15 protein-coding genes are annotated in these 17,774 nt (G+C 71.5%); 10 read left to right on the top strand and 5 right to left on the bottom strand.

Annotated features, from left to right (window positions below; all coding sequences use genetic code 11):
- Nucleotides 1-29 precede the first annotated feature (29 nt).
- On the top strand, nt 30-1,019 hold the full coding sequence (locus tag QUC20_RS12785) for a hypothetical protein (protein WP_289330122.1): 990 nt from the start codon (nt 30-32) through the stop codon (nt 1,017-1,019).
- On the opposite strand, the gene QUC20_RS12780 is transcribed toward QUC20_RS12785, so the two are convergent.
- Together QUC20_RS12780 and QUC20_RS12775 are read right to left on the bottom strand one after the other, a co-directional pair.
- Entirely contained in the window at nt 1,012-2,259 is a 1,248-nt protein-coding gene (locus QUC20_RS12780; protein WP_289330121.1) for an acyl-CoA dehydrogenase family protein, read from the bottom strand. The two genes, QUC20_RS12785 and QUC20_RS12780, sit on opposite strands and share 8 nt — an antisense overlap.
- 55 nt (nt 2,260-2,314) lie before the next feature.
- Complete coding sequence (locus tag QUC20_RS12775) at nt 2,315-2,980, bottom strand: TetR/AcrR family transcriptional regulator (RefSeq protein WP_289330120.1); 666 nt, start codon at nt 2,978-2,980, stop codon at nt 2,315-2,317.
- Nucleotides 2,981-3,041: 61 nt separating this feature from the next.
- Between QUC20_RS12775 and QUC20_RS12770 the strand changes: the two genes are divergently transcribed.
- Nucleotides 3,042-4,568: an FAD-dependent oxidoreductase gene (locus tag QUC20_RS12770; protein ID WP_289330119.1), complete on the top strand. Its 1,527-nt coding sequence runs from the start codon at nt 3,042-3,044 to the stop codon at nt 4,566-4,568.
- A gap of 5 nt (nt 4,569-4,573) precedes the next feature.
- On the opposite strand, the gene QUC20_RS12765 is transcribed toward QUC20_RS12770, so the two are convergent.
- Together QUC20_RS12765 and QUC20_RS12760 are read right to left on the bottom strand one after the other, a co-directional pair.
- Nucleotides 4,574-6,268 (bottom strand): long-chain-fatty-acid--CoA ligase, encoded by a 1,695-nt coding sequence (locus tag QUC20_RS12765; protein WP_120264582.1) that lies wholly within the window; start codon nt 6,266-6,268, stop codon nt 4,574-4,576.
- Between the two features lie 62 nt (nt 6,269-6,330).
- A complete protein-coding gene (locus QUC20_RS12760) occupies nt 6,331-6,831 on the bottom strand; it encodes a small multidrug efflux protein (RefSeq protein WP_120264583.1) in 501 nt (166 codons plus the stop codon).
- A gap of 111 nt (nt 6,832-6,942) precedes the next feature.
- Between QUC20_RS12760 and QUC20_RS12755 the strand changes: the two genes are divergently transcribed.
- From QUC20_RS12755 to sucD, 4 genes are all read left to right on the top strand, one after another.
- Nucleotides 6,943-8,199, top strand: a complete 1,257-nt coding sequence (locus QUC20_RS12755; RefSeq protein ID WP_289330118.1) for a sensor histidine kinase — start codon at nt 6,943-6,945, stop codon at nt 8,197-8,199.
- Entirely contained in the window at nt 8,196-8,798 is a 603-nt protein-coding gene (locus QUC20_RS12750; RefSeq protein WP_120264584.1) for a response regulator transcription factor, read from the top strand. Before QUC20_RS12755 ends, QUC20_RS12750 begins: the two co-directional genes overlap by 4 nt.
- Nucleotides 8,799-8,930: 132 nt before the next feature.
- Entirely contained in the window at nt 8,931-10,097 is a 1,167-nt protein-coding gene (gene sucC / locus QUC20_RS12745) for an ADP-forming succinate--CoA ligase subunit beta (protein WP_289330117.1), read from the top strand.
- A gap of 27 nt (nt 10,098-10,124) precedes the next feature.
- Nucleotides 10,125-11,027: a succinate--CoA ligase subunit alpha gene (gene sucD / locus QUC20_RS12740; RefSeq protein ID WP_289330116.1), complete on the top strand. Its 903-nt coding sequence runs from the start codon at nt 10,125-10,127 to the stop codon at nt 11,025-11,027.
- Nucleotides 11,028-11,105: 78 nt separating this feature from the next.
- Here sucD and QUC20_RS12735 read toward each other — a convergent pair whose 3' ends face one another.
- Nucleotides 11,106-12,542: an NCS2 family permease gene (locus tag QUC20_RS12735; protein ID WP_289330115.1), complete on the bottom strand. Its 1,437-nt coding sequence runs from the start codon at nt 12,540-12,542 to the stop codon at nt 11,106-11,108.
- Between the two features lie 80 nt (nt 12,543-12,622).
- Here QUC20_RS12735 and QUC20_RS12730 point away from each other — a divergent pair, with 80 nt between their 5' ends.
- The 4 genes from QUC20_RS12730 to QUC20_RS12715 all read left to right on the top strand — a co-directional run bounded on the left by QUC20_RS12730 (nt 12,623) and on the right by QUC20_RS12715 (nt 17,743).
- A complete protein-coding gene (locus QUC20_RS12730) occupies nt 12,623-13,909 on the top strand; it encodes a cell division protein PerM (protein WP_289330114.1) in 1,287 nt (428 codons plus the stop codon).
- A gap of 4 nt (nt 13,910-13,913) precedes the next feature.
- Complete coding sequence (purN, locus tag QUC20_RS12725) at nt 13,914-14,528, top strand: phosphoribosylglycinamide formyltransferase (RefSeq protein WP_289330113.1); 615 nt, start codon at nt 13,914-13,916, stop codon at nt 14,526-14,528.
- 39 nt (nt 14,529-14,567) lie between these two features.
- Nucleotides 14,568-16,172, top strand: a complete 1,605-nt coding sequence (gene purH / locus QUC20_RS12720) for a bifunctional phosphoribosylaminoimidazolecarboxamide formyltransferase/IMP cyclohydrolase (RefSeq protein WP_120264589.1) — start codon at nt 14,568-14,570, stop codon at nt 16,170-16,172.
- A gap of 113 nt (nt 16,173-16,285) precedes the next feature.
- Nucleotides 16,286-17,743 (top strand): RDD family protein, encoded by a 1,458-nt coding sequence (locus QUC20_RS12715; RefSeq protein ID WP_289330112.1) that lies wholly within the window; start codon nt 16,286-16,288, stop codon nt 17,741-17,743.
- Nucleotides 17,744-17,774: the final 31 nt, after the last annotated feature.

The raw sequence follows: 17,774 nt of genomic DNA, 5'->3' as shown, positions 1-17,774 counted from the left end.
GTCCCCGCCCCCAGCTCACCGGAGACCTCATGCCCCGCGTCCTCCTCATCCGTGCCGTGCTGCTGGCAGCAGGCGTGCTCGCCGCGCTCACGGCATCCGCATCGCTCACCGTCGTCCCGGCATCGGCCGCGGCGCCGGAGCCGCCCACGATCGAGTGGGGGGTCGTCCCCGCCGACGCCGCCGGTCCCGACGGCAGGGTGTCACTGCGCCACACGATCGACCCGGGCGGCGCGATCACCGATGCCATCGCGGTCACCAATCACTCGAGAGAGGCCGCCGTGTTCACCGTCGCCGCCGGCGACGGTGTCGTGGGCGCCGACGGCGCGTACGACGTCCGTGCCGACGATCCGGCGGCCGGCGGAGCCTGGATCGACGTCGGTGGGGTCGACGGCGACGGCCTCGCGCTCGCCGCGGGCGAGACCCGGGTGCTCCCCGTCACGATCACGGTGCCGGCGGATGCGACGCCGGGGGATCACCCGGCCGGGATCGTCGTGGGCCTCAGTGCCGCGGAGTCGGGGGTCACGGTGACGCACCGTGTCGGCGTGCGCGTGCATCTGCAGGTCGCCGGCGAGATCGCTCCGATGCTCAGCGTCGACGCTGCCGCGGCGAGCTTCACGCCCTCGTGGATCCCCTTCGCTCCCGGCACCCTGACGGTCGAGTACCGCGTGACCAACACCGGCAACGTCCGGTTCGGGGCGAGCGTCGCCGCCGATGCTGCGGGCCCGCTGGGGCTCATGCCCGGGGGCGGGACCGCCGCGGCGTTCGAGGTGCTGCCCGGCGGCACGGCGACGCAGCGCATCGAGCTGCCGCTCGCGCCGCTGTTCTTCGCCGCCGGCGAGATCACCGTCACCCCGGTGTCGCTCGGCGACGATCGCGTGCCGCTGCCCGAAGCGGCATCCGCGGGGTTCTCGACGCCGGCCGTGGCGTGGTCGTCGATCGCCGTCGTCGCGCTGGGGGCGGGGATCATCGCGCTCGTGGTGAGTATCTTCGTGCGCCGACGCGCGCGGCGGGTCAGGTGAACGCGCCGACTCCGGTGATGTCGCGGCCCAGCAGGAGCGCCTGGACGCTCTCCGTGCCCTCGTAGGTGTGGATCGCCTCGATGTCGGCCATGTGCTGCATGACCCCGTTCTCGAGCAGGATGCCGTTGCCTCCGAGGAGGTCGCGCGCGGTCTGCGCGATCCGTCGCGCGGCCCGGGTGTTGTGGTATTTCGCCAGCGACGCCTGGGTCGGCCGCAGGCCGCCGGTCGTTTCGAGGTCGGCGAGCCGGCGGCAGTAGAGCTGCATCGCGGTGAGCTCGTCGAGCATCTGCGTGAGGCGTTCCTGCACCATCTGCGAGCGGGCGAGCGGCCGACCGAACTGGATGCGCTCGCCGGCATAGGTGACCGCCGCCTCGTAGCAGGCGGTCGCGTGTCCCAGCGCAGACCACGCGACGCCCGAACGGGTGGCGTAGAGGACCGTCGAGGCATCCCGGAACGATCGCGTGCCCGCGAGGACGGCGTCGGCCGGAAGCCGCACGTCGCGCAGCGCGACATGCGCCTGGTGGATGCCGCGCAGCGACGCCTTGCCCGCGATGACGGTGCCGGTGTAACCGGGGCGGTCCTGCTCGACGAGGAAGCAGCGCACGGAACCGTGCAGCTCATCGCCCTCGTCGTCGACGCGTGCCCAGACGAACGTGATGCCGCCCGACGCCCCATTGCCGATCCACTTCTTGGCTCCGCGGAGCACCCACTCGTCGCCCTCGCGGCGGGCGACGGTCTCGAGCGAGACCGAATCCGAGCCGTGGTCCGGCTCGGTGAGCGCGAAACTACCCAGAACCTCGCCCCCGGCGAGCGGCCGCAACCAGCGCTTCTGCTGGTCAGGAGACCCGAACAGGGCCAGGGTGCGCAGCGCGAGCCCGCCTTGGACGGCCTGCGCCGTGCCGAGCGAGCCGTCGCCGCGCGAGATCTCCATATTCACCAGGCCGGCGCCCAGCGGGGTGATGCGCGTGAGACCCGGGTGGTCGATCCCGTCGACGAAGAGGTCGAGCTCGCCCATGCGGCGGACGAGGTCGAGCGGGTAGGTCGCGGTGTCCCAGGCGCGCTGCATCCGGTCGCCGACCTCGTCGACGAACGTGCGGGCGCGGTCCCACGCGGCGCGGTCGGCGTCGTCGACGTCGGCGAAGACGCCGTAGTAGTCGGTGTCGCGGCGGCCCGTCAGGGCGTACGAGGCGACGCGCTCGCCGGGGAGTGCGTCGAGGTCACGGTCGGCTTCATCGCTCATGGCATCCAGTATCACCCCGAACGACACTGAGTGTCACGCCGGCGCCCGGGGTCGGTCAGGAGAGCTCGGACCGGATGCGGCGGGTGACCTCCGCGAGCGGCATCCGGCGAGGGAAGACGGCGACGACGACGTCCTCGTCGGCCGGAGGCTCGCCGTCCGGATGCACCCCGAACCGACGCAGCAGATCATCGAGCGCGGCGTGGACCGTGAGCCGGTTGACCGTGTCATCGCCGCGGAGCAAGCGGCGCAGGACGTGATTGTGGACGGCGGTCACGGCCGCGCTGAAGCCGACGAGCTCGGCGGCATCGAGCTCGGGCAGACGCGCACGCAGATGATCGCCGAACAGCCGTTCGTAGCGGAAGACCATGACGATCTCGCGGTCGCGCAGCGCCGGGACGCCGCGCACCACGCGGTATCGCCGCCGGGCGAGCTCGACGTCGGCGGCGAAGTGGTCGAAAGCTGCGAGCGCGGCATCGCACACCGCGCGCCACGGGGTCTCGTCCGTCGTCTCGAGCAGCTCGCGCAGCGCCGCGATAGCGACGTCGTGGTCGGCGAAGACCACATCGTCCTTGCCGCCGTATTGCCGGAAGAACGTCGATCGCGACAGACCGCCCGCCCGAGCGATGTCGTCGACCGAGGTGCGTTCATATCCCTGCTCGTCGAACAGGGCGACGGCCGCGGCCACGAGGGGGTCGCCGGGGGTGCGGGAGGCCTCGGTCATGGGCACCGAGCCTAGTGTCAAGTCGCTTGTCGCCGTCCGGTGCGCGGCGTTGACTGCGGGCATGACGCCGCTGTGGAAGACCGATGTGTCCGCGCCCACCGGAACGCCGTTCGAACCGGGGCAGCGTCACGATGTCGTCATCGTCGGGGCAGGGCTGACCGGGCTCGCGACCGCGCTCGAGCTCGTCCGCAGCGGCATGGATGTCGCGATCGTCGAGCGCGGCGGCATCGGCGAACTCGCGTCGGGCTCGAACACCGGCAAGATCTCGCTGCTGCAGGGCACGACGCTGTCGTCGTTGCGCCGGCATCACCCGGCATCCCTCGTCCGTGCCTACGCCGACGCGAACCGCGACGGCTTCGAGTGGATCACCCGTGCTGCCGACGAGCTCGGTGTCTCGACGACCGTCCGCACCGCGTACACCTACGCTCACGGTGCCGACGGCGTGGCGTCGGTGACGGAGGAGTACCGCGCGGCCCGTGAAGCGGGCCTCGCCGTGCGTCTCGCCGGTCCCGAGGAGCTCGCGGCCGGTCCCGTCCGCATGGTCAGCGCCGTCGCCCTGGACGATCAGCGCGCGATCGACCCGATGAGCCTGTTGACGGCACTGGCGACCGCGTTCGTCGCCGCCGGCGGCCGGCTGCATCTGAACACGGCGGTGCGGCGCGTGCGGGTCGTGCCGCGGCCCCGGGTCGACACCGAGGCCGGCACGCTGTTCGCCGCGAAGATCGTGCTGGCCACGGGGGCGCCCCTCACCGATCGCGGACTGTACTTCGCGAAGGTGAGCGGGATGCGGTCGGCGTGCGTCTCGTTCGACCTCGAGGGCGAGGTACCCGACGGCATGTACCTCTCGGCCGACAGCCCGACCCGGTCGGTGCGCACCGTGACGGCCGCCGACGGCGCGGGCGGCGGAACGGATGCGGCGCCGCAGCTGATCGTCGGCGGCGCCGGTCACCCGGTCGGCCGAGTCGAGAGCGAGCTGGCGATGCTCGAGGAGCTCGTCACGTGGGCGCGGGAGACGTTCCCCGTGGGGACGGAGACCCACCGCTGGTCGGCGCAGGACTACACCTCGCACAACCTCGTGCCGTTCATCGGGGTGATGCCCCGCTCGCTCGGGCGCGTGCGGTTCGCGACCGGCTACGCCAAGTGGGGGTTGACCAACGCACCCGCTGCCGCGTTGCGCATCGCCAGCGAGCTGCGCGGCGAGAAGATGCGCGAGCGCCCGACATGGATGACGGTCATCGGCACGCGCCTCACGGTTCCTGCCGACCTCGCTCGCGGCGCGACGGAGAACGCGAAGGTCGGGGCCGCCGCTGCGCGCGGCTGGGTCGGCGCGGCGACGCGATCCACGCCGGTCGAGCAGCCGGCAGAGGGCCAGGGCACCGTAGCGCAGCATCATGCCCGGCCTGTGGGCGTCTCGACGGTCGACGGTCAGACGCGGGCGGTCAGCGCGATCTGCCCGCACCTCGGCGGCGTGCTCGAGTGGAACGACCTCGAGTGCACGTGGGACTGCCCTCTGCACGCATCACGGTTCACCCCCGACGGCGAGCGCATCGAGGGCCCCGCCTCGACGGGCCTGCGGCGGCTGGGCTGAGAGGCTCAGTCGCGCGCGAGAAGCTCTTCGCGCACCTGGCGCCGGAGCACCTTGCCGATGAGCGACCGGGGCAGATCGTCGACGGCGATGATCCGGCGCGGCACCTTGTACGCCGCCAGCCGCGTGCGGCAGAAGTCGCGCAGACCCTCGACATCGAGCGTGGCGCCGTCGCGCAGCACGACCGCGGCGACGACCTCCTCACCGCCCGATGAGCGCGGGGCGGCGACGACGGCCGCGGCCTCGACATCCGGGTGGGCGTGCAGGGTGTCTTCGACCTCGCTGGGCGAGACGTTGAACCCGCCCGTGATGATGAGCTCCTTGAGGCGGTCGACGATCGAGACGAAGCCGTCGGGCGACACGACGGCGATGTCGCCGGTGCGCAGCCAGCCGCCGGGCAGAAGCGCATCGGCGGTCTCGGCGGGGCGTCGCCAGTAGCCCGAGAACACCTGTGGTCCGCGCAGGAGAAGCTCGCCCTCTTCGCCCGGCTCACGGTCGACGGAGGGGTCGTCGGGGTCGACGATGCGGATGTCCGTGCTCGGGAACGGGACACCCACGGTGCCGGGACGGCGCGAGGGGCCCATCGGATTGCCGAGCGCGACGGGGGAGGACTCGGTCATCCCGTATCCCTCGACGAGCAGGCCCCCGGTGGTGTCCTCCCAGCGGCGGACCGTGGCGACCGGCAGGCTCATCGCCCCCGAGATCGCGAACCGTACGCGCGAGAGGTCGATCGCGCCGCGGGATGCCGCACGCGCGAGCTGGTCGTAGATCGGCGGCACAGCGGGGAGGAACGTCGGCGGGCTCTTCTTCGCGGCATCCGCCATGAGGCCCACGTCGAACTTCGGGAACAGCACGAGCTTCGCCCCGATGCTCATCGCGAACGTCAGGCAGAGCGTCATGCCGTAGGCGTGGAAGAGCGGCAGAACGCCGTAGAACGTCTCGTTGCCCTCGACGAGTCCCGGCACCCACGCGCGACCCTGCATCGCGTTCGCCCGGAGGTTGCGGTGCGACAGCACGGCGCCCTTGGGGATGCCCGTGGTGCCGCTGGTGTACTGCAGCAGCGCGGTGTCGTCGAGGCTCGGCCCCGCCACACGCCGCGACACCGCGCGGCGGTGGAGGAGCCGCGACCAGGGCAGCGCGTCCTTCGTGCGCGGCTTCGCCGTCAGCTGCGCCCGCGACTCCCGTGCCTTCGCGACGGGCAGCCGCAGGAGCATCCGCTTGCCGCGGGGGAGCGCCTCCGTGACATCGACGCTGATGATGCGCTCGACGCGCAGATCGGTCGGGAAGTCGGCGATGGTGTCGACGGTCTTGTCCCACACGATCGCGAACCGCGCGCCGTGGTCCTCGAACTGGTGCCGCAGCTCGCGCGCCGTGTAGAGCGGGTTGTGCTCGACCACGATCGCGCCCAGGCGGAGCGCTGCGTAGAACGCGATGACATGCTGCGGGCAGTTCGGCAGCACGATCGCCACCCGATCTCCGGCGGTCACGCCGAGCCGGCGCAGCCCCTCGGCGGCCCGGTCGACGCTTGCCCCGAGCTCGCGATAGGTCATCGAGGCGCCGAAGAACTCCAGCGCGGTCCGGTTGCCGTGCCGTGCGACGGTCGCGGCCAGCATCTCCGGCAGGGTCTGCGTGACCTCGTCGATCTCGGCGGGGACGCCGTCGGCGTAGGCCGACAGCCACGGGCGGGACTCCAGGGCGGTCATGTCACCATCCTGCATTCCAGGGCATGCCGGCCGCTGAATACGGCCTGGGGGTTGCGGGAGTGTCAGGTGGCGACGTAGAGCACGCCGGTGATGAAGAGGGTGATGATCGTGGTCCACATCACGATCGCGGCTCCCTGCCACAGGAGGACGATGCGCGGGGGCACCCCGGTGGCGGTCAGGGCGGCGGCGGTGAACTGCGTGGGCAGCAGGAGCGGGCCGAGCAGGCTCACGCCCGGGGTGCCGTAGCGGTGGTACGCCTTCTGGAACTTCTCGCTGCGGGCCGACTTCGGTTTCTCGGGTGCGCCGCCCCGCGTGGTGACGGCGGTGCGCACGCGCGCGGCGACGAGCACGACGACGGCGACACAGACGAAGTTGCCGATCGCGCCGGAGAGCGCGGCGACGACGGGGTGGATGCCGCCGATGATGCCGATGCCGGCGGCGCCCTCGCCCTCGATGAACGGCACCGCACCCGCGAGGGCGACGATGACGGGCTGGAGGATGTCGGGCATTCGGGCCACGAGGTCCTGGAAGCCGAGGATGAGGTCTGCAAGGGGATTGGTCATGGATCCATCCCAGCCGCGCCCGATCGCAGGCGGGAGTGTCGGGGCGTCACCCGCGACCGGGAGGTTCGGCGGCCTCGGCCATGACAAACGTCATGGTCGTACTCTGGCCTCGTGAACGACCGCGACCATCGACCGGCATCCGCGCCGCGCAGCACGACGCTGGCCCGCGAGGTCGTGGCCACCTCGTGGTACATCGCCGCATCCATCGTCTTCTTCATGATCTCGGCGCTCGGCATCTGGAGCCTGTGGGCGCTGCTGGTCCGCACCCGCCTGGAGGATCCGGCGGTGATCGTCGGGTATGCGGCCGGCTCGGTCGCCGTCCTGGTCTCGACCGTCGTGCTGCTGTCGCGCTACCGCACCGACGGCGACGTGGGTGAGGCCGACCGGCCGCCCCGGCTGCGGCGGTTCCTGTCGTGGCCCGTCCTGGTCGGGGTGGCCGGATCGCTGCTCGTCGGCGTGACGACGATGACGGTGCTGTTCGCCGCCGCCGTCCTGGCCACGATCCTGTGCCTGGTGCGTTGGGGGCCCGGCATCCGGTGGCGCGGCGTGATCCTCGTCGAGGCCGCGCTGGTCGCGCTGTGGTTCGCGGAGCGGGCGCGCATCGAAGGCGCGCTCGAGGGCACGGGATCATTCGCCTTCGCCCTTCTCGTCTTCGCCGTCGCCCTCCCGGCCTCCATCGCGCTGTCGCTGTGGTCGTGGGACGTCGTGCTCGAGCTTGACCGCGCCCGCGCGACCGAGTCGCGTCTGGCGGCGACGCAGGAGCGTCTGCGCCTGGCGGGCGAGTTGCACGACCTGCAAGGACACCACCTGCAGGTGATCGCACTGCAGCTCGAGCTCGCCGAGCGGATGCTGGAGCGCGATCCGGATGCCGCGGGCGAGCAGATCCGTCTGGCGCGGGCATCCGTCGATGCGGCGCGGACCGGAACGCGCGAGCTCGCCGGGCGCTTCCGCGGTGTGCCGCTCCCCGACGAACTGGCCAACGCCGCCGATCTGCTGCGGGCCGCGGGGCTCGCGGTGCGGCTCGACGTCGCGGCCGATGCCGTTCTCGCCCCCGCCGACACCCTCGGTCCCGTCATCCGGGAATGCACGACGAACGTCCTCAAGCACGGCGGCGGTCGCTGGGCGGAGCTGAGGCTCGACCGCGACGGTGCGTACTGGCGTGTCGCCTTCGCCAACGATCCGGGTGCCGGGTCGGCTCTCGGTTCCGGCTCGGGCCTCGACGGCATCTCGCACCGGGTCGGGGTCGCCGGCGGCGACCTGCGCACCCGTCGCGACGACGATCGGTTCGAGGTCGTCGTCTCGATCCCCGCGGCTTCAGCTGCCGGGGCGGGGCGCCGGGAGCCGGCCGAGGAGGGGCTGCCGCAATGATCCGGGTGCTCATCGCCGACGACGAGGACATGATCCGCTCCGCCCTCGCCGCGCTGCTGCGCCTGGAGGACGATCTCGAGGTCATCGCGGAGTGCCGCGACGGCGAGAGCGCGGTCGAGCGTGCGCTCGAGCTCCGGCCCGACGTCTGCCTGCTCGACCTCGAGATGCCCGGCATCGACGGGGTCGAGGCGGCGGCCCGCATCCGCCGGCACGTCCCGGCTCGCTGCGTCGTGGTGACCCGGCACGCACGGCCCGGCGTCCTCCGGCGCGCCTTGAGCGCAGGAGTCGACGGATTCGTGCCGAAATCGCGTCGCGCCGACGATGTCGCCGCCGTCATCCGCGAGGTCGCCGCCGGGCGCCGGTACGTCGATCCCGAAGTCGCCGCCGACGCCCTCAGCGACGAGCGGAGCCCCCTGACCGACCGCGAACTCGACGTGCTGCGAGCGGGTGCGCGCGGCGAGACCATCGCCGAGATCGCGGCGACACTTCACCTGTCGGCGGGCACGGTCCGCAACCACGTCTCGTCCGTGCTCGGCAAGCTGCATCTCGCGACCCGTCAGCAGGCGGCGATCATGGCGCGCGAGCGCGGCTGGATCTGACTCGGCCCCCTTCGTTCGGCGGGGATCGGGCAGGGGCCGTCAGGCGCGGGTAGTAGGCTTTCCGATCGGGCGATATCTCGACATCGAGATTCTTCACGCCCATCACCCACCGTCGCCCAGCGAAGGATTGCAGTGGACCTTTACGAGTACCAGGCCCGAGACCTGTTCGAGAAGTACGAGGTGCCGGTGCTCGCCGGCATCATCGCCGACACCCCTGAGGAGGCGAAGGCGGCGGCCGAGAAGATCGGCGGCGTCGTGGTCGTCAAGGCTCAGGTCAAGACCGGAGGTCGCGGCAAGGCCGGCGGCGTCAAGGTCGCCAAGACCCCCGACGAGGCGTACGCCGCGGCCGAGACCATCCTGGGCCTCGACATCAAGGGCCACGTGGTCCAGCGCGTCATGATCGCGCAGGGCGCCGACATCGCCGAGGAGTTCTACTTCTCGGTGCTGCTCGACCGCGCCAACCGCTCGTACCTGAGCCTGTGCTCGGTCGAGGGCGGCATGGAGATCGAGGAGCTCGCCGTCGAGCGTCCCGAGGCGCTCGCGCGCATCGAGGTCGACCCGCTGCAGGGCATCGACAAGGCCAAGGCCGTCGAGATCGCCCGCGCCGCGAACTTCCCCGACGACCTCGTCGAGAAGGTCTCGGACGTGTTCGTCAAGCTGTACGACGTCTACAAGGGCGAGGGCGCGACCCTCGTCGAGGTGAACCCGCTGGTGCGCACCGGCGCCGGTGACATCGTCGCCCTCGACGGCAAGGTCTCGCTCGACGAGAACGCCAGCGAGGTGCGTCACCCCGAGCACGAGGCGCTCGAGGACAAGGGCGCCGCGGACCCGCTCGAGGCCAAGGCCAAGGAGTCGGGCCTGAACTACGTCAAGCTCGACGGTCAGGTCGGCGTCATCGGCAACGGTGCGGGCCTGGTCATGTCGACCCTCGACGTCGTCGCCTACGCCGGCGAGAAGCACGGCGGCGTCAAGCCCGCCAACTTCCTCGACATCGGCGGCGGCGCCAACGCCCAGGTCATGGCCTCGGGGCTCGACGTCATCCTCGGCGACGAGCAGGTCAAGAGCGTCTTCGTCAACGTCTTCGGCGGCATCACCTCGTGCGTCGCCGTCGCCGAGGGCATCGTCAAGGCCCTCGAGATCCTGGGTGACTCGGCGACCAAGCCGCTCGTCGTGCGTCTCGACGGCAACCAGGTCGACGAGGGCCGTGCGATCCTCGCCGACGCGAACCACCCGCTCGTGACCCTCGCCGCCGGTATGGACGAGGGCGCCGACAAGGCCGCCGAGCTGGCGAACGCCTGAGCTCCGGACGCGAAAAGGACCAACGACATGTCTATCTACCTCAACAAGGACTCCAAGGTCATCGTCCAGGGCATCACGGGCGGTGAGGGCACCAAGCACACCGCTCTGATGCTCAAGGCGGGCACCAACATCGTCGGCGGCGTCAACGCCCGCAAGGCCGGCACCACCGTCTCGCACGCCGACGCCGACGGCAACGCCGTCGAGCTGCCGGTGTTCGGCTCGGTCGCCGAGGCGATCGAGAAGACCGGCGCCGACGTCTCGGTCGCGTTCGTGCCCCCCGCGTTCACGAAGGACGCCATGGTCGAGGCCATCGACGCGGAGATCCCCCTGCTCGTCGTCATCACCGAGGGCGTGCCCGTCGGCGAGTCGGCCGAGGCCTGGGCCTACGCCAAGTCGAAGGGCAACAAGACCCGGATCATCGGGCCGAACTGCCCCGGCATCATCACCCCCGGCGAAGCTCTCGCGGGCATCACTCCCGCGAACATCACGGGCAAGGGCCCGATCGGTCTCGTGTCGAAGTCGGGCACCCTGACGTACCAGATGATGTTCGAGTTGCGCGATCTCGGCTTCTCGACCGCCATCGGCATCGGCGGCGACCCGATCATCGGCACGACGCACATCGACGCCCTCGCAGCGTTCGAGGCAGACCCCGACACGAAGGCCATCGTCATGATCGGCGAGATCGGCGGCGACGCCGAAGAGCGCGCGGCCGAGTACATCAAGGCCCACATGACGAAGCCGGTCGTCGGCTACGTCGCGGGCTTCACCGCGCCCGAGGGCAAGACGATGGGCCACGCCGGCGCCATCGTCTCGGGCTCGGCGGGAACCGCGCAGGCGAAGAAGGAGGCCCTCGAGGCCGCCGGTGTCAAGGTCGGCAAGACGCCGTCCGAGACCGCCGCGCTCATGCGGGAGATCATCGAGAAGCTCTGACGCTTCCGGATACGACGAAGGGGCGGATGCTGCGGCATCCGCCCCTTCGCTGTTCTCCAGAAGCGCGTCTGGCGGCGATCAGACCCCGAGGAGCGCCTCGAGGGGGCCGCGGGCGAAGAAGATCACGAAGCCGCCGGCGACGACCCACAGCAGCGGGCTGATCTGCTTGACGCGGCCCGAGAGCGCGTTGACCAGCACCCACGAGATGAAGCCCGCGCCGATGCCGTTGGCGATCGAGTAGGTCAGCGGCATCACCGTGGCGGTGAGGAACACCGGCAGCAGGACGCGGAAGTCGCTCAGGTCGATGTGCGCGATCTGCGACAGCATCATGGCTCCGACGATGACCAGTGCCGCGGCGGCGACCTCGGTGGGGACGATCGAGGTCAGCGGCGTGAAGAACATCGCGAGCAGGAAGACGAGGCCCGTCACGACGTTGGCGAGTCCCGTTCGTGCGCCCTCGCCGATGCCCGATCCCGACTCGACGAAGACCGTGGCCGACGACGAGCTCGTCGCGCCACCCGCGATCGCGCCGACGCCCTCGACGATCAGCGCCGACTTGATGCGGGGGAAGTCGCCCTTCGCGTCGGCGAGGTTCGCCTCCTTGGCCAGGCCCGTCATCGTGCCCATCGCGTCGAAGAAGTTCGAGAACACGAGCGTGAAGACGAGCATGACGAGGGTCACGATGCTGACCTTGCCGAGGTCGAAGCCGAAGTCGACCGCGCCGATGAGGCTCAGGTCCGGGACGCTGACCGGCGAGCCCGATAGTGCCGGGACGGTCAGCCCCCATCCGCCGGCGTTCTCGGTGGCCGGCCCGAGGTGCCAGATGGCCTCGACGACGATCGACAGGACGGTGCCCGTCACGATGCCGATCAGCATGCCGCCCTTGACCTTTCGGGCGACGAGGATGCCGGTGAGCAGAAGGGTGATGACGAACATCAGGGTCGGTACCGACGCGACGGATCCGCCGACGCCGAGCCCGACCGGGGGAGAGGCCTGGCCGGTCGAGGTCACGAAGCCGGAGTTGACGAACCCGATGAACGCGATGAACAGACCGATAGCCACCGTGATCGCGAGCTTGAGCTGTACGGGGACCGCATCGAAGATGAGCTTGCGCAGACCCGTGGCCGCCAACAGCACGATGATGACGCCGTTGATCATCACAAGCGCCATCGCCTCGGCCCAGGTGACCTCGCCCACCACGCCGAAGGCGACGAACGCGTTGATGCCCAGCCCGGCGGCGAAGGCGAACGGCAGCCGCGTGATGAGCCCGAACAGGATCGTCATGACGCCCGCGGTCAGCGCCGTCGCGGCGCTCACCGCGGCGAAGTCGAGGGTCGTTCCCGCCACATCGGGTTTGCCCGACAGGATGATCGGGTTCAGGATCACGATGTAGGCCATCGTGACGAATGTCACGAGGCCGCCACGGACCTCCGTGCCGATCGTCGAGCCGCGCCGGCTGATGTCGAAGAAGCGGTCGATGGCCCCCTGGGGCGCGCGCGATTGCGTAGTGTTCACAAGTTCCTCCGAGAAGACGCTAGCGCGCCCGCGCGCGTCCGCCCGACACGCACAGACTCGCTGGGTAGGGTCGATCAGGCATGAATCGCCTCCTCGTCGCCCTCCTCTCCGCCTTCGACGCCCTCGTCGCGGTGGCCGTCGGCGTTGCCGCGGCCCTCGCGCCGCTGACCGTGCTCTGGGCGGTCGGCTTCGGCGGGGGAGCCGACTGGTCGTCGCTCTGGCCCGCGTCGGTGCGGCTGTGGCAGTTCGGAAACCTGGTGCCGCTGCAGGTCTCGCTGCCGCAGGAGTACACCGTGGCAGCCGGCATCGCCCCCGACGCGCTCACCTTCTCGCTCTCGCTGCCGCCCCTCGCGGTCGCGCTGCTGATCGCGCTGTTCGCCGCGCGGTCGGGGGCGCGCGCAGCCGGTGCCGGAGCCGGGTTCACCGGGGTGCTCGCCGGGACGGCGACCGTCGCCGTCGCCTCAGCCCTCGTGGCCGCCACGGCCTCGACCCCCTATGCCGTCGTCGAGACCTGGCAGGCCGTTCTGCTGCCCACCCTCGTGTTCGCCGTCCCCGCCCTCCTCGGCTCGGTCGCCCGTGCGTGGCGCGACGGTGACGACGGGCCCGTCGACTCGCTGTTCGTGAGGCTCGACCGGAGCGGCTACGCAACGGCCGTCTCGGCCGGCGCCCGCGGTCTCGCGATCGCCGTGGTCGGCTTCGCGGGTGTCGGTGCGCTGCTCGTCGGCGTCGCCGTGCTCGTCCGCGGGGGCGAGATCGTGTCGCTCTTCCAAGCAGCCAACGTCGATGCGATCGGTGCGACCGCCGTCACCATCGGGCAGGCCGCGTACCTGCCGACCTTCTTCGTGTGGGGTGGAGCTTTCGCCGCCGGGCCCGGGTTCTCGCTCGGTGCCGGCTCGACGGTCGCAGCATCCGGCACGCAGTTGGGCGTCGTTCCCGGCATCCCCGTGCTCGGGGCGATCCCGCCGGCGACGCCCCCCGTGCTGCTGCTCGTCGCGCTGCTCCTGGTCGCGCTCGGGTTCATCGCCGGCAGCGCAGCACGTCGCCGGATGCCCGCGCCGGCATCCGCGCTCGTCGCCGATCCCGTCCTTCCCCGCCTCGCCGCCGCGGCGATCGTGGCTGTCGGGGGCGGGCTCGCGGTCGCCGTCCTCTCGCTCCTGGCGTCGGGCGCCTTCGGCCCCGGCCGACTCGACCAGATCGGCCCGTCCGCGGGCGCCGTCGGTCTCGCCTTCGCGGTCGAGATCGGCATCGGCGCGACGATCGCCTTGCTCGGCCCGCGCACCGTCCGCCACGCGGACGCGGCCGCCGAACGCTCCACCGCGGGGGATGACGATCAGGCGCGGCTCGCCGGAACGGCGCGGGTAGAGTAAGACGGTGCTGACGGTCGCGGTCCTCATCTCCGGTGGCGGGTCGAATCTGCGGGCCCTCCTCGATGCCGCGGCCGAGCCCGGATTCCCGGCCCGCGTCGTGGTCGTCGGCGCCGATCGCCCCGCCGACGGTCTCGCCCACGCCGACGCCTTCAACATCCCCACCTTCGCGGTTCCGTTCCGGGAGTACGCGACGCGCGAGGAGTGGGGCGACGAGCTCCTGCGCCAGCTCGAGGCCTGGGCTCCCGATCTCATCGTGCTCAGCGGTCTCATGCGGCTGCTGCCCGCCGCCGTCGTCGACGCGTGGGCACCCCGCATCATCAACACCCACCCGGCATACCTGCCCGAGTTCCCGGGAGCGCACGGCGTGCGAGACGCGCTGGCCGCGGGCACCGACCGGACGGGGGCGAGCGTCATCGTCGTCGATGCCGGCGTCGACACCGGGCCGATCCTGGCGCAGGAGCGGGTTCCCGTTCTGCCCGGTGACGACGAGACGACCCTGCACGAGCGCATCAAGCCCGTCGAACGCCGCCTGCTGATCGACGTCGTGCGGCGCATCGCGACCGGCGACATCGACCTCGCCGCGCCCGCTTCCCCGAACCCGACCGCTCCGACCGCCTGACGCACCGCAGGCCCCACACCGCACCCGAGGAGAACCGCCATGGCCGGACCGAGCCACGACCCCGCCCTCTACCGCGCACGCGACCTCGTCGCCGTCCGCCGCGCGCTCATCTCGGTGAGCGACAAGACCGATCTCCTGCCCCTCGCGCAGGCGCTCGCCGACGCCGGCGTCGAGATCGTCTCGACCGGAGGGTCGGCCGCGCTCCTGCGCGACGCGGGCCTGACGGTGACGGATGTCGCCGAGGTCACCGGATTCCCGGAGTCGCTCGACGGTCGTGTGAAGACCCTGCACCCGAGCGTCCACGCGGGACTCCTCGCCGATCTGCGGCTCGAGAGCCACGAAGCCCAGCTCGGGGAGCTCGGCATCTCGGCGTTCGACCTGGTGGTCGTGAACCTGTACCCCTTCGTCGAGACCGTCGCGTCGGGCGCCGCGCCCGACGACGTCGTGGAGCAGATCGACATCGGCGGCCCGGCGATGGTGCGCGCGTCGGCGAAGAACTTCGCCAACGTCGCGATCGTCGTCTCGCCCTCGTCGTACCCGGCCATCATCGAGTCCGTCTCCGCCGGCGGCACGAGCCTCGCGCAGCGCCGCGACCTCGCCGCCCGTGCGTTCGCACACACGGCCGAGTACGACCGTGCCGTGGCGACGTGGTTCGCCGAGTCGACGCTCGAGGGCGACGAGCTGCCGCAGCACCTGACGATCCGCGCCGAGCGGCTGGCCACGCTCCGCTACGGCGAGAACTCCCACCAGCGCGCCGCCATCTACACCCGCGCGGGCGGCCACGGCATCGCCCAGGCCGAGCAGCTGCAGGGCAAGGAGATGTCGTACAACAACTACGTCGACGCCGATGCGGCCCTCCGCGCCGCGTTCGACATGGTCAAGCCCGCCGTCGCGATCATCAAGCACGCGAACCCGTGCGGCATCGCCGTCACCGCGCCGCAGGCGCTGGATCCCATCGCCTCCGCACACCTGCGGGCCCACGAGTGCGACCCCGTCTCGGCCTTCGGCGGCGTGATCGCCGCCAACCGCACGGTCACGCTGAAGATGGCCGAGAACCTGCGCGACATCTTCACCGAGGTGATCGTCGCCCCCGACTTCGAGCCCGAGGCACTCGAGGTGTTCAAGCTGAAGAAGAACCTGCGGGTGCTCCGTCTTCCGGCCGACTGGCGCCAGGAGCGCATGGACGTCCGCCTCGTCTCCGGCGGACTGCTGTTGCAGGACGCCGACCGCTTCCCCGACGACATCGAGTCGGTCGCGAAGGACTGGCAGCTGGTCTCCGGCGAGCGCCCCGACCCCTCCGAGCTCGAGGGCATGATCTTCGCGTGGAAGGCGTGCCGCGCCGTCAAGTCGAACGCGATCGTGCTCGCACAGGGCTCCGCGACGGTCGGGATCGGCATGGGCCAGGTCAACCGCGTGGACTCGTGCCGACTCGCCGTCGAGCGCGCGGGCGAGCGCGCGGCCGGCTCGGTTGCGGCATCCGATGCCTTCTTCCCCTTCGCCGACGGTCCGCAGGTTCTCATCGACGCCGGGATCAAGACGATCATCCAGCCCGGCGGGTCGGTGCGCGACCAGGAGGTCGTCGACGCGGCCCAGGCTGCCGGCGTGACGATGTTCTTCACGGGTGAGCGCCACTTCTTCCACTGACGTTCCGGCCTCTCCGCCGGCGTCGTGCGGGCCCGTCGAGTCAATAGTCGATCGCCGGGCCCGCGACGGACGATAGGGTCGCTTCGGGTGTGAACCGTTTCGGGGAGGAACGAGTGATCTGGGAGATCGATGAGCGCGCTCGGACGATCGAGGGGCTCGATGCCGACGGTCGGCCGAGACCGGAGTACGCCGCGTCGCTCGGGCTGCGTCCAGCACCGTTCGGCCGGCGCGTGCTGGCGACGGTGCTCGAGGCCATCGTCCTGCTGCTGATCCAGTCGCCGATGCTCATCGTCGTCGTCCCGGCGCTGAGCACGGCCATCCTCGCGGCCGATCCCGTCGAGGCGCTGACCGCTCGTGACGATCTGGTGCTGCTGATCATCCTCGCCGCCGTCAGCTCGGGGCTGTCGACCGCTTTCCTCCTGGTCCAGCTCATCCTGCTCGGTCGCCGCGGTGTCACCCTCGGCAAGGCGCTCACCGGCCTGCGGGCCGTGAACGTGCGCACCCTCGAGCGGCCGGGGTTCTGGCGCGGGGCCGTCGTGCGCTATCTCGTGCTCTGCGCGAGCATGATCGTTCCGCTGCTCGGTCCATTGCTCGTCATCGCGCTCTCGCCCCTGTTCGATCCCGCCCGGCGGGGCCGCGGCTGGCCGGACATGGCCGCCGCCGTCTGGCTCGTCGACGTCAAGCACGGGCTCAACCCCTACGACGACAAGCGGATGCGCATCGCGCGTAAGACCGTCGCGACCGATCTGCTCGATGTGAAGGCCGAGCTCCCCTCGCTCGCGACGCCGGTGGCCACCGGCTCGGCCGGTGCCTATGTCCCGCTCGCGCGTAACAAGGGGGGCGTGCTCGGTGCGGTGCGCTCCGCTCCCGGCAGCGGGATCATCGGCGAGACGGATGCCGCCGATGACGAGGTCCGCCCCGGCATCCCCACGACCGTCGCGCCGGCACCGTTCGTCGCGCCCGCTCCGGGAATGCCCGCTGCGTCACCGTCGCCCGGTGCGCCGGAAGCACCCGCCTCCGCGCCGATTCCGGCCGCCGCGCCGAGGCCCGCTGCTGTCGCGCCCGGCGCGATCGTCGCTCCGGCCGCGGGTTCGGCATCCTGGACACCGCCCTCCCTTCTCGAGGACCCGGCACCCGCGCCGGCTCCGACGGCGCCGCCGGCTGCTCACGCGACACCCGCGGTTGCTCCTCCTGCTCCCGCCGCTTCCGAGCAGGTGCCCGCGCCGGCATCCGCGTCGTCCGCGGTCGTCGAGCTGACCCTCGACTCGGGTGACACCATCGCCGTGCCGGGCGGAGGCGTCGTCCTCGGGCGTGCGCCCGCGACCGGCCCCGACGACGTGGACGTGCTGCCCGTGCCGGTGATCGACCACACCCGGTCGATCTCGAAGACGCACTGGGCACTGCTGCGCCTCGACGGCCGGGTCGTGGCGGTCGAACGCGGCTCGACCAACGGCAGTGTGCTGGTGCGAGGGGCTCGCGAGCAGGCTCTCGTGCCCGGGCACCCCGTCGACCTGCGCGACGGCGACACCATCCGCTTCGGCGACCGCTCCGCGGTCGTCGCCATCCGCTGACCTCCCCGCCGACCGACGTCGCACGGCTGAC

The sequence above is a fragment of the Microbacterium arborescens genome, from assembly GCF_030369635.1.
GTDB lineage: Bacteria > Actinomycetota > Actinomycetes > Actinomycetales > Microbacteriaceae > Microbacterium.
Note: the sequence above shows the minus strand (reverse complement) of the source record. Positions and strands in the feature narration are given on the sequence as shown.